This window comes from Serratia sp. 25CWL12 (genome assembly GCF_055790885.1).
Window position 1 is genome coordinate 3,473,955 of the sequence record NZ_CM147698.1, and the last position, 11,574, is coordinate 3,485,528.

The following is an 11,574-nucleotide window of genomic DNA, read 5'->3' on the forward strand; positions in this document are numbered from 1 at the left end:
GTTAATAAACAGGCTCACGGATGTGAGCCTGTTAAGTGATGCCAGAATGGCGATTCAGTCTCTTTTTCTTATTGAGTTCGCTGGCCACCTGAGCGATCACCTTTAATACGGTGGCAGTTACACATAAGCTAAACAATTTCGATTAATTGAAACTCTTCAAAAACAAGCTCCATATCCTCAGAATATGTGCCTTCACGTTCAAAAAATGCTTGATGTGCCTTTTTCCAATAGTCCAGACTCAGATCGCCCTCCCCTTCTTTTTTAGCCAATTCTGCAGTCACATCAGAAAAACACTTAAGGTACATAGCTGTAGTTCTTATCACGCAAACAGGGGAACCTTCACCGCTAAGAACAATGCTATAGCTACCGACTGAGGGGGATCCGTCCTCCTTTTCAAAAGACGAAAAAGAACCGCAACTTGCTGTTTTCAGCCCTTTCATGACTAAAGCTGCAAGTGCGTCTGCCAACTCAGGTGAATCCCCAAAAGACCAGGATAAAGCATTAGGGTATTTCGCCTTCAATTGCTTAATAATAGTCAAAATAAATTCCTTTTTAACAGCGGGTTAACTGATTTATCAGAATGTGAACCTAGCCAAAATTATACCTTATTTGACAATTAATCATCACTTGAAGAATGAATGATACCCTAAAGCGTTAAATGTGATCCTACGCTGTATCTAGTCAAGGCTGCGTTACAATCGGCTTTCACCAATGAGCGGCGTCTGATCGCACCACTTGTATTTAAGGTCACTGGTGGTGCGTAGATCGTTATTGATGCATTGGCAACCAGCGGTATAACCGCCGATTGTGTGGAAATATAGTGATGCCTACATCTTAACATTGAACGTTTATCAATGAGGTATCAGCAGATATCAGGTCGAGATAGCGCCTGTAAGCCAATTAGGGGTTTGAAACCCAATGGAACAGAAACGTAAGTTAAGACCATATGATTTTAAGTCTATAAAGTCGTGGCGTTGTCGGTCGGGTTTACGTTGATTTAATTACCGAGCTTATTAACACTGGAAGTGCAGAAAACCGCATGGCTACTGGTATCAACGGAAATAGTAAACAAAACCCTCGTTTTCTTTACTCGGCAAATTTGCTCAGAAAATGCACTTATCGGACGTTTCCGTACAGTTGGGCTTCAAACCCCTTAATAGCACGTTGCCTGAGTGGTAGGAAAATCATGTTGTGGTTCCCTCTCCGGACGTTGCGGGAAACTAGTCGAAACGGATCACAGTTTTACGGATGCTACGGCCCTGATTTCTATTATGCCGTGGCGCATTCGACCCGGATTGTGGTTGCCAGCAACAGCAGCGCGGCATGGTTTGACGCAAAAGAGTGGTTACAGGCCCACGGCGCAACTGCCCTCATTGAGTTTAATCGTCAAATGGCCTGTTTAACCTACAACACGGTTGACGTTTATTTATCAAGAGGAGGTTAACTTTTGAGTAAAACTGTGATTTCCACATTTTCATTATTCATTGTCTCCAAAAGCGCCGCTTCAATACTCCGCTGTACATAGTGGATTTCACCCGTATAGGGAAATTTTCGAGCATTATTTAATTCAGTTGTTGTCACATTCCGTGTATATACCAATTTCTGGGTAGGTTTATTTTTAAAATCAACTGATTCACACGACCAGCCTAATCTTTGACATATTCGTTGTAACATTGTCACATCGACAATCTTTTGAATAATATAGACTGTAACTTCCATAGGAAGCTTGAGTGATAATTCACCAGTAACTTTCATCGGTTTTTTTTCATCATATCTTTCAAATGTCATTGTCTTATCTCCTAAGACTCACCAGATGGATGATGCATTCACTATGACATTATTGCTTTGGGCTGACAAACGCTGTCAAGGCTAAGTAGAAGTGTTCGCCTGCCCCGGCATCGAGGCCAGTATCCCCTTTCCTAAATCAAACTCGCTTACGCAAACCATACCAAGTTAGCCTTATTTTCATCCCACTCGCCAAACCCAAGAGCAAACTCGTCAGCAGCACAGAGTTCGCGTAGAATGCGCCACTAGTTCCACCCGTGGTTGGTAATCTCCGGTTTTCACCCTCATCCGCTTTGTCTACATCAGTGGGGTTGGTTACCTCAATGACGTTGGTTAACTGTGCTGGTGATGAGATAAAGCGAGCATGCAAATATTTGACTAATCCGTTAACCCCATAAAATAAAACAAAAAAGCCAAGTAAAGAACCATAAATATGAACATTATTTACCAAGACCAGCATATTATCGTGGTCAATAAGCCCAGCGGGTTGCTTTCTGTACCGGGGCGAGCACCAGAAAATCATGACAGTGTGCTGGCACGTGTCCAGGCAGAATTTCCTGCGGCGCAATCGGTACATCGTCTGGATATGGCGACCAGTGGGGTGATTGTTGTCGCGCTAACCAAGGCTGCTGAGCGTGAGCTAAAGCGTCAGTTCCGTGAGCGTGAACCAGAGAAATGCTACATTGCCCGGGTCTGGGGCCATATAGAATTAGACGAAGGATTAGTGGATTTGCCGCTGATTTGTGATTGGCCGAACCGTCCGCTGCAGAAAGTCTGTTTTACCACCGGTAAAGCGGCGCAAACCCACTATCAGGTGCTTTCCCGTGATGCGGATGGCAGTACGCGAGTAAAACTTACCCCGATCACCGGGCGCTCCCACCAATTGCGTGTTCATATGCTGGCATTGGGGCACCCGATCCTCGGGGATGGCTTCTACGCGCACCCCGAGGCCAAAGCCATGGCACAGCGCCTACAGCTACATGCCCAAGAGTTGCGCATCACTCATCCAGAATTTCACACATCCATGAATTTCCGAGCCGACGCCGATTTTTAAGCGCCGGCTTAATACCGGACTCATGCCCTATATATAAGTCATTCCCTGTGCGGCTACTTGAAGCCTTTTTCATGTTTAATCAAGTCATAAGCCGCCTGAATTTCCTGCGCTTTCTGCTTGGCCATTTCCATCATTTGTGGCGGTAATCCTTTCGCCACCAGTTTATCTGGGTGGTGTTCGCTCATCAGTTTGCGATAGGCACGTTTGATGACAGCGGCATCATCATTGCTGTTAACGCCCAAGACCTTGCAGGCATCCTGTAGCGTCGGGCCCCGTTGGGCCTGTTGATACCCCCCTTGGGAACCGTAACTGTGCTGCCCCTGGCCGCCACCAAACTGACGACCACCTTCCATCATGTTGAGAAACTGATCGAACTGGCTATGTGAAATCCCCAGCTCTTCGGCAATGACATACAGGACATCCCGCTCATTGGGATGGAGTGAACCGTCAGCAAATGCCGCCTGAATTTGAATTTCCAAAAACATCCGAATCAAGTCAAAACGACCCACGCAGATACTGCGCAATTGCTGTAATGTTTCCCGCAATGGAAATTGATTCTGCTTACCCTCTCGGAAAGCTTGCTGTGCCGCGGTTCTGGCCTCGCCATGCAGTTGCAAACGGTCCATAAACAGGTTGGCTATTTGAATGTCAGCCTCGGTCACCCGCCCTTTCGATTTAGTCAGGTGCCCCATAACCTGGAAAGTGGTACGGAAAAATAGCGCCTGCCGCGCTTGCTGATTGGCAAAAAAACCCTGGTTGCGTTTGTTATAAAGCGCAGTATCAATCATCTGGCCGATAATCAGCCCTAAAATAATCCCCCAGAATCCCGCTCCAGACCAGACAGCGATAATCACTCCGAGTAGTTTTCCCCAATACTGCATAGACTCCCCAACTGTAAATTGTCAATCGCACACCACGGGTTGATTGAAGTGTTGCCGCCTTACCAGGATGAACTCCAATTATTTTGGTGTAATTCCCTTATTTATACGCAAGGGGTAAGGCGATTTTTTCCAAGAATTCGATTATCATACCTGTCATTTATCGCTACGCCTAACGTCGGTGTTGTCGACAGCAAGGTTTATACTTGTCGTCATTCAAGCGCCTACGATGTGACTGGTGCGAACGGATGCAAGCAACACTCAAGCAATTTGACGTATGAAAGGTATAACACTAGCGCAACGTTGATGCATGATATAGTCTCTGAATCATTTGCTGGACATGACGCTTCGGATAACGGAACACCAAAAAACGCGTATGAAAAAATGTTTCCCCACACTGCTGGCCACATTGATTTGGTCAGCAATTTATAGCCAGTATGCCGTCGCTGACTTGACTGAGCAATGTATGCTCGGTGTACCTATTTACGATAAGCCCCTTGTTACCGGCTCTCCTGACAGCTTACCTGTCACCATTCGTTCTGAGAGCGCCCATGCCAATTTCCCTGATAATGCCCAATTCACCGGCAATGTGGATATTGAACAAGGCAACAGCAGGCTGCTAGCCGAACAAGTTGATCTGAACCAAACACAAAAAGAGGGTCAACCGAACCCTATCCGCACCGTCACCGCCACCGGTGATGTGCATTACGCGGATAATCAGATCAAACTGAAAGGCCCGAAAGCCTGGTCAAACCTGAACACCAAAGATACTGATGTTTATCAGGGTGAATACCAGTTGGTGGGGCGCCAAGGGCGCGGCGAAGCCGACAAAATGAAGATGCGTGGTGAAAACCGCTATACCATTTTGGAAAATGGCTCCTTTACCTCCTGTTTGCCAGGAGATAACAGCTGGAGCGTAGTCGGATCTGAAGTTATCCAGGACCGAGAAGAACAAGTTGCCGAAATATGGAATGCCCGCTTCAAGATTGGTAATGTGCCGGTGTTCTACAGCCCTTATATGCAATTGCCGATAGGCAACAAGCGCCGTTCAGGGTTTTTGATCCCGAACGCCAAATATAGTAGCAATAATGGTTTCGAATTCCTGTTGCCCTATTACTGGAACATTGCTCCCAACTTTGATGCCACTATTACGTCACACTATATGACAGAGCGTGGCCTGCAGTGGCAGAACGAGTTCCGTTATCTGCTGCAACCCGGTCTGGGGACTATTGCCCTGGATTGGCTGCCCAGTGATCGTCAATATGAGAACGACCATGGCGAATCCAATGACAGTAAGCGTTGGCTGTTTTACTGGGGCCATAGCGGCGTAATGGCCAAGGTGTGGCGTTTTAACGTTGACTACACCAGAGTCAGTGATTCTTATTACTTTACGGATCTCACCTCACAATATGGAACCACCACTGACGGTTACGCAACGCAAAAATTCAGTCTCGGTTACGCCAATGAAAACTGGGATACCGCGCTGTCATCCAGGCAGTTCCAGGTTTTCCCTGCGGGCGGTAACCAAAATGCCTACCGTTCTCAACCGCAGTTGGATATCAACTATTACAAAACAGATATTGGCCCCTTTGACCTGCATACTTACGCCCAGGTCGCCAAGTTCACTACCGTCAACCCGGATAACCCGAAAGCCACTCGCTGGCATATTGAGCCGGCAGTGAGCCTACCATTAGGTAACAGTTGGGGGAGTCTGAATACTCAAGCCAAAGTGATGGCAACTCATTTCCAACAAGATATTCCAAACGGTTTTGCGGCACATTCAGATCTGGATGAGTCGGTCAATCGCCTGCTGCCACAGTTCAAAACCGATGGCAAAGTGGTTTTTGAGCGAGGCATGGCCTTGTCACCAGACTATACCCAGACCATCGAACCACGGGTGCAGTATCTCTACGTGCCATATCGCGACCAAGGCAATATTTATACCTATGACTCAACACTGCTACAGACGGACTATTCTGGCCTGTTCCGTGATCGCTCCTACAGTGGGTTAGATCGTATTGCATCACAAAATCGTTTTGCAACCGGGGTCACCTCGCGAATTTATGATGATGAGTTAGTGGAACGTTTTAACGTTTCTGTGGGTCAAATCTACTATCTCAGCCATTCACGTACTGGGGAGCAATATCGCGAATTTGATAACAATAAAGATATCGGCAGTGTTGTCTGGGCGGGTGATACTTATTGGAAGATCGATCAACGTTGGGGCATGCGAGGGGGTGTGCAATATGATACCCGCCTGAGCAGCTTTGCGTTAGGTGATGCGGTAGTGGAATATCGTCAGGACGAAAATCGCGTGGTGCAATTAAACTACCGCTATGCCAGCCCAGAGTATATTGCTACTACGTTGCCAAATATCAGCAACCCAGGCTATCAGGAAGGTATTTCACAAGTTGGCTTGATCGGTGGCTGGCCAGTGGCTGATCGTTGGGCGGTGGTGGCAGGTTATTATTATGATACCCGGGCCCAACAGACGGCAAACCGCTTGGTAGGTCTGCGCTATAACACCTGCTGTTGGGCAATTAATCTCGGTTATGAACGTAAGATCACTGAGTGGGATAATATCAACCAAAGCAGTAAATATGATAATCGGTATACAGTCAGTGTTGAACTCCGTGGCCTAGGTAACGATCACAGCCTGGGTACTAACGGAATGTTACGTGCAGGCATTCTGCCTTATCAACGTGCATTCTGATGTATTTTATGCCCAGGACAGGTATAACAGATTGAAAATAAAAACTTTCACCCGCAATTGCGGATTAAATAACGGGAAATGTATGAAGAACTGGAAAGCGTTTCTTCTCGGATTGGTGGTTTGTGCCAATACGGCATTCGCAGCGCCGCAAGAGGTCAATAAAGTCGTCGCCGTGGTCAATAACGGGGTGGTACTCGAGAGCGATGTGAACGGTTTATTACAATCGGTGAAACGCAACGCGCAGCAAGAAGGGCAACAGTTGCCTGGTGACAGCGAACTACGTCAGCAAATCATTGAACGCCTGATCATGGATAATATTCTGTTGCAGATGGCGCAAAAAATGGGTATCACCGCCAGCGATGCCGATGTGGATAAAGCGATTGCCAATATTGCCGCCCAGAACAAAATGTCTGTTGATCAGTTGCGCAGCCGTTTGGCCTATGAAGGCTTAAACTACAACACCTACCGCGCACAAATCCGCAAGGAAATGCTGACCGCTGAAGTGCGTAACAATGAAGTCCGCCGTCGTGTCAACATCCTGCCACAGGAAGTTGAGGCATTGGCTCAACAGGTCGGTGCTCAAAATGGCGGAGATACCGAGGTTAATATCAGTCATATCCTGATACCGTTGCCAGAAAACCCGACTCAAGAGCAAGTTAACCAAGCCGGAACACTGGCAAAACGCTTGGTGGGTGAAGTTAATGGTGGCGCAGATTTCGGTAAATTAGCCATCACCTACTCCGCCGACTCACAGGCCCTGAAAGGTGGCCAGATGGGATGGGGTAAACTACAGGAAATGCCTACACTGTTCGCAGAACGGTTGGTGAATGCCAAAAAAGGGGATGTGGTTGGTCCTATTCGTTCCGGCGTCGGTTTTCACATCCTGAAAATTAACGATCTCCGTGGTGGCAATCAGTCAATTTCCGTCACCGAAGTACATGCGCGCCATATTCTGTTGAAACCGTCTGTCGTGATGACCGACGCTCAGGCGCAGGCGAAACTTCAGGCTGTGGCTACCGCTATCAAGAGTGGTAAAGCCAAATTTGAAGATAAAGCCAAGCAACTTTCTCAAGATCCTGGTTCAGCATTACAAGGTGGAGATCTGGGTTGGAGTTCGCCAGATGCTTATGATCCTGCCTTCCGTGATGCACTGCTGAAGTTGCAGAAAGGCCAGATCAGTGAACCGGTTCACTCCGCCTTTGGCTGGCACCTGATCCAATTGATCGATACTCGCCAAGTGGATAAAACTGATGCCGCACAGAAAGATCGCGCTTACCGCATGCTGTTCAACCGCAAATTTGCTGAGGAAGCACAAACCTGGATGCAGGAACTCCGTGCTTCAGCTTATGTGAAGATCCTCAATGGCAGCAATGCACAACACTAAGCGTATCGTGATTACCCCCGGTGAACCCGCCGGGGTGGGGCCGGATTTGGTCACCACACTGGCACAGCAGGATTGGCCTGTTGAGTTAGTGGTGTGTGCCGATCCGGCCTTATTGCTTGCGCGTGCCCGCCAATTGTCATTACCCCTGACGTTGAGAGAGTATCAACCCGAACAGCCAGCTCAACCACAGCAAGCCGGTAGTTTAACGGTGTTGCCCGTTGTAGCCCGAGCACCGGTGGTGGTCGGTGAGCTAAACGTGGCGAACAGTAGCTATGTCGTAGAAACACTGGCTCGCGCCTGTGACGGCTGTCTGAGCGGTGAATTTGCTGCTCTGGTAACCGGCCCGGTTAACAAAGGGGTCATCAATGATGGCGGTTTGCCGTTTAGCGGACACACTGAGTTCTTCGCCGAACGTAGTCACTGTGAACGCGTCGTGATGATGTTGGCTACCGAAGAGTTGCGTGTTGCGCTAGCCACCACCCATCTACCGTTATTGGCGGTACCCGGGGCGATTACCCTGCAGAGTCTGGATGAAGTGATCACCATTCTCGATCATGATCTAAAAACCAAATTCGGCATTGCGCAGCCACAGATCTATGTTTGTGGGCTTAACCCCCATGCCGGGGAAAATGGTCATATCGGGCGTGAAGAGCTGGATGTCATTATTCCCGCACTCGAATTGTTGCGTCAGCGCGGCATTCAACTGGTTGGGCCGCTACCTGCTGATACCCTGTTCCAACCGAAATATCTGCAACATGCCGATGCCGTGCTGGCAATGTATCACGACCAAGGTTTGCCAGTATTAAAATACCAAGGGTTTGGTCGGGCGGTAAATATCACCCTTGGCTTGCCCTTTATTCGTACCTCGGTCGACCATGGTACTGCATTGGAACTGGCTGGTAGCGGCACTGCCGATGCCGGTAGTTTCAAAACAGCCTTAAATCTCGCCATTAAAATGATAATTAATTCTAATGAATAATAGAGTCCACCAAGGGCATTTTGCCCGCAAACGTTTTGGACAAAACTTTTTAACCGATCAGTTTGTCATCGATAGCATTGTCTCAGCGATTCATCCACAACCGGGTGAAGCAGTTCTTGAGATCGGTCCAGGTTTGGGTGCCTTAACCGAACCTGTTGCTGCACGTATGGATCATATGACGGTGATCGAACTGGACCGTGATCTGGCCGCTCGCTTGGCCAATCATCCCCAGTTAAAAGATAAGCTGACCATCCATCAGCAAGATGCGATGACGGTGAACTTCGCCGAGTTGGCTGAACAAGTAGGTCAACCATTGAGAGTGTTCGGTAACCTGCCTTATAACATCTCAACACCGCTGATGTTCCATCTTTTCAGCTATACTTCGGCTATTCGCGACATGCATTTTATGTTGCAAAAAGAAGTGGTCAATCGCTTGGTGGCTGGCCCAAACAGCAAAGCTTATGGCCGGCTGAGCGTGATGGCACAATACTACTGCAATATCATTCCGGTACTGGAAGTGCCGCCTACCGCCTTCGCTCCACCACCTAAGGTCGATTCAGCGGTGGTTCGTTTGGTACCCCATGCGACAATCCCACATCCGGTGCATGATGTGCGCATGTTAAGCCGTATTACCACCCAGGCGTTTAACCAACGCAGGAAAACCATCCGCAATAGCCTGGGTGAGTTGTTTACCCCAGAGCAACTGACGGAACTGGGTGTTGATCCGGCACTACGAGCAGAAAATATTTCTGTCGCGCAGTACTGTAAGCTGGCAAACTGGCTTACAACCCAGCAGGTGCCAGCGCAATAAAGGAGTCATGACCATGATTGATTCGCCCCGTGTATGTATCCAAATTCAGAGTATTTATGTGGAGTCACAATCAATACCTGAAGAGGAGCGTTACGTCTTCGCATATACCGTTACTATCCGTAACCTGGGGCGTTTTAACGTGCAACTCCTGGGGCGTTACTGGCTGATTACCAACAGTAATGGCCGCCAAACTGAAGTACAAGGGGAAGGGGTGATCGGCGAACAGCCCCTTATCCTACCCAGTAACGAGTTTCAATATACCAGCGGTGCGGTACTCGAAACACCGCTCGGTACCATGGAAGGTCACTACGAAATGGTGGATCACCAAGGTAAGCCATTTCGTACTGCTATCCCAGTCTTCCGCTTAGCCATCCCTACGCTGATCCACTAATATGGCAACCTATCTTATCGGCGATGTTCATGGCTGCTTTGATGAACTGCAAGCGCTGTTAGCTCAAGCTAATTTCGAGCCACACCAGGATCAACTGTGGTTAACCGGTGATTTGGTTGCCCGCGGGCCAGATTCGCTCGCGGTGCTGCGTTATGTGCGTTCACTCGGCCCAGCAGTGCGTATGGTGTTGGGTAACCATGATTTACATCTGCTGGCTATCTATGCCGGCATTAGCCGTAATAAACCGAAAGACAATCTGACGCCTTTACTAGAAGCCCCCGACAGTGATGAGCTAATCAATTGGCTGCGGCGTCAACCCATTCTGCAAGTTGACCACCAGCGTAAACTGATTATGGGGCATGCAGGCATTACTCCACAGTGGGATATTGCCACCGCGCAACAATGTGCCCGTGAAGTTGAAGCCGTATTGAGTAGCGACTGTTACCCGTTATTCCTTGATGCGATGTATGGCGATATGCCAAATAACTGGACCCCAGAGATGATTGGGCTGGCACGCCTGCGTTTCAGCACCAATGCACTGACGCGTATGCGCTATTGTTTCCCTAACGGGCAGTTGGACATGATTTGTAAAGATGCCCCCACTGATGCTCCCTCCATGTTGAAGCCCTGGTTTGAACTCCCTCGCCAAGTTGACCCCGATTACACCGTTATTTTCGGTCACTGGGCTTCACTGGAAGGTAACGGCACACCTGAAGGTATTATTGCTCTAGATACCGGTTGTTGCTGGGGCGGGGAACTGACCATGTTACGTTGGGAAGATAAACAGTTTTTTGCCCAACCGGCCAGCCAACGCGCAACGCTCGATGGTCAGAATTTACTCACCGGCATTTAATTAAGCAACCGCAGGCCAAACGATGGTCACAAGCATTAGCCACAAACATTAGCCACAAACAATGGCCAATAATGGTGCTCTGCGGTTGTCACCCAAGTGAGTCTCTTTTACTCAAGCCTGGTAAGCTGGATACCCCCCCACAGATAGGCAAGACCCACATTGGGTTATCAGGAAGGGGTTATCAGAAAGACTTAGCGACGTTCTAAAATCTCAAAACAATAACAGTGAGAATTCAGTTCATCTGCATCATGAAATTCACTGAACGAGCTTTCCCACTCATCGGGCTCGTAATCCGGAAAGTGGGCATCCCCCTCCACTTCAGCATCAATATGCGTCAAATATAACCGGTTAGCCCGTGGCAAAAACTGTTCATAAACCCGGCCACCACCAATCACCATGACCTCTTCCACATCCCCAGCGGCAGTCAATGCCTGCTCCAACGAGGTTACCCAAGTCACACTCTGGTCACTGCCTGGCTGGCTGCTTAAAACAATATTCTGGCGGCCTGGCAACGGACGACCTATCGACTCAAACGTCTTACGACCCATAATAATAGGTTTATTCAACGTGTTACGTTTGAACCATGCTAAATCTGCGGGTAAGTGCCATGGCATGGTATTTTCCATACCAATAACGCGGTCTGCTGCCAAAGCGGCAATCAGGCTGATAATCATTATATAACCCTGTATGTCTTCGTCATTTGAGCAGCAGCGGTGTTAGCTGCAA

12 protein-coding genes are annotated in these 11,574 nt (G+C 48.4%); 8 read left to right on the top strand and 4 right to left on the bottom strand.

What is annotated here, in order from left to right:
* Window positions 1-128 precede the first annotated feature (128 nt).
* Window positions 129-539, bottom strand: coding sequence for an ASCH domain-containing protein (locus ACX9GV_RS14980; RefSeq protein WP_473196050.1), 411 nt, complete (start codon window positions 537-539; stop codon window positions 129-131).
* A gap of 647 nt (window positions 540-1,186) precedes the next feature.
* Between ACX9GV_RS14980 and ACX9GV_RS14985 the strand changes: the two genes are divergently transcribed.
* Window positions 1,187-1,444, top strand: coding sequence for a cag pathogenicity island Cag12 family protein (locus ACX9GV_RS14985; RefSeq protein ID WP_473196051.1), 258 nt, complete (start codon window positions 1,187-1,189; stop codon window positions 1,442-1,444).
* Here ACX9GV_RS14985 and ACX9GV_RS14990 read toward each other — a convergent pair.
* Complete coding sequence (locus tag ACX9GV_RS14990) at window positions 1,441-1,788, bottom strand: hypothetical protein (protein ID WP_473196052.1); 348 nt, start codon at window positions 1,786-1,788, stop codon at window positions 1,441-1,443. The two genes, ACX9GV_RS14985 and ACX9GV_RS14990, sit on opposite strands and share 4 nt — an antisense overlap.
* A 430-nt stretch (window positions 1,789-2,218) precedes the next feature.
* Between ACX9GV_RS14990 and rluA the strand changes: the two genes are divergently transcribed.
* Complete coding sequence (rluA, locus tag ACX9GV_RS14995) at window positions 2,219-2,839, top strand: bifunctional tRNA pseudouridine(32) synthase/23S rRNA pseudouridine(746) synthase RluA (protein ID WP_473196053.1); 621 nt, start codon at window positions 2,219-2,221, stop codon at window positions 2,837-2,839.
* A gap of 53 nt (window positions 2,840-2,892) precedes the next feature.
* On the opposite strand, the gene djlA is transcribed toward rluA, so the two are convergent.
* Window positions 2,893-3,720 carry a co-chaperone DjlA gene (gene djlA, locus ACX9GV_RS15000; RefSeq protein ID WP_023492719.1) on the bottom strand — a complete coding sequence of 276 codons (828 nt, stop codon included), beginning with the start codon at window positions 3,718-3,720 and terminating at the stop codon, window positions 2,893-2,895.
* 373 nt (window positions 3,721-4,093) lie between these two features.
* On the opposite strand from djlA, the gene lptD reads away from it, so the two are divergent.
* The 6 genes from lptD (at window position 4,094) to apaH (ending at window position 10,848) form a co-directional block, all read left to right on the top strand.
* Window positions 4,094-6,430, top strand: coding sequence for an LPS assembly protein LptD (gene lptD, locus ACX9GV_RS15005; RefSeq protein ID WP_473196054.1), 2,337 nt, complete (start codon window positions 4,094-4,096; stop codon window positions 6,428-6,430).
* Window positions 6,431-6,512: 82 nt separating this feature from the next.
* Window positions 6,513-7,814 (top strand): peptidylprolyl isomerase SurA, encoded by a 1,302-nt coding sequence (gene surA, locus ACX9GV_RS15010; protein ID WP_473196055.1) that lies wholly within the window; start codon window positions 6,513-6,515, stop codon window positions 7,812-7,814.
* Window positions 7,801-8,793 (top strand): 4-hydroxythreonine-4-phosphate dehydrogenase PdxA, encoded by a 993-nt coding sequence (pdxA, locus tag ACX9GV_RS15015; RefSeq protein WP_473198044.1) that lies wholly within the window; start codon window positions 7,801-7,803, stop codon window positions 8,791-8,793. Before surA ends, pdxA begins: the two co-directional genes overlap by 14 nt.
* Window positions 8,786-9,604, top strand: coding sequence for a 16S rRNA (adenine(1518)-N(6)/adenine(1519)-N(6))-dimethyltransferase RsmA (gene rsmA / locus ACX9GV_RS15020; RefSeq protein ID WP_473196056.1), 819 nt, complete (start codon window positions 8,786-8,788; stop codon window positions 9,602-9,604). The genes pdxA and rsmA overlap by 8 nt, the downstream gene beginning before the upstream one ends.
* A 13-nt stretch (window positions 9,605-9,617) precedes the next feature.
* Window positions 9,618-9,995, top strand: a complete 378-nt coding sequence (gene apaG / locus ACX9GV_RS15025) for a Co2+/Mg2+ efflux protein ApaG (protein WP_473196057.1) — start codon at window positions 9,618-9,620, stop codon at window positions 9,993-9,995.
* A 1-nt stretch (window position 9,996) separates the two neighbouring features.
* Window positions 9,997-10,848, top strand: coding sequence for a bis(5'-nucleosyl)-tetraphosphatase (symmetrical) ApaH (gene apaH / locus ACX9GV_RS15030; protein WP_473196058.1), 852 nt, complete (start codon window positions 9,997-9,999; stop codon window positions 10,846-10,848).
* A gap of 191 nt (window positions 10,849-11,039) precedes the next feature.
* Here apaH and folA read toward each other — a convergent pair whose 3' ends face one another.
* On the bottom strand, window positions 11,040-11,522 hold the full coding sequence (gene folA / locus ACX9GV_RS15035; RefSeq protein ID WP_473196059.1) for a type 3 dihydrofolate reductase: 483 nt from the start codon (window positions 11,520-11,522) through the stop codon (window positions 11,040-11,042).
* Window positions 11,523-11,574 lie beyond the last annotated feature (52 nt).

Bases quoted from the DNA above. Each gene is read 5' to 3' on its own strand.
- ACX9GV_RS14985 (WP_473196051.1), top strand. From the start codon at position 1,187: ATGTTGTGGTTCCCTCTCCGGACGTTGCGGGAAACTAGTCGAAACGGA.
- surA (WP_473196055.1), top strand. From the start codon at position 6,513: ATGAAGAACTGGAAAGCGTTTCTTCTCGGATTGGTGGTTTGTGCCAAT.
- pdxA (WP_473198044.1), top strand. From the start codon at position 7,801: ATGCACAACACTAAGCGTATCGTGATTACCCCCGGTGAACCCGCCGGG.
- ACX9GV_RS14990 (WP_473196052.1), bottom strand. From the start codon at position 1,788: ATGACATTTGAAAGATATGATGAAAAAAAACCGATGAAAGTTACTGGT.
- apaG (WP_473196057.1), top strand. From the start codon at position 9,618: ATGATTGATTCGCCCCGTGTATGTATCCAAATTCAGAGTATTTATGTG.
- folA (WP_473196059.1), bottom strand. From the start codon at position 11,522: ATGATTATCAGCCTGATTGCCGCTTTGGCAGCAGACCGCGTTATTGGT.
- rluA (WP_473196053.1), top strand. From the start codon at position 2,219: ATGAACATTATTTACCAAGACCAGCATATTATCGTGGTCAATAAGCCC.
- djlA (WP_023492719.1), bottom strand. From the start codon at position 3,720: ATGCAGTATTGGGGAAAACTACTCGGAGTGATTATCGCTGTCTGGTCT.
- lptD (WP_473196054.1), top strand. From the start codon at position 4,094: ATGAAAAAATGTTTCCCCACACTGCTGGCCACATTGATTTGGTCAGCA.
- rsmA (WP_473196056.1), top strand. From the start codon at position 8,786: ATGAATAATAGAGTCCACCAAGGGCATTTTGCCCGCAAACGTTTTGGA.
- apaH (WP_473196058.1), top strand. From the start codon at position 9,997: ATGGCAACCTATCTTATCGGCGATGTTCATGGCTGCTTTGATGAACTG.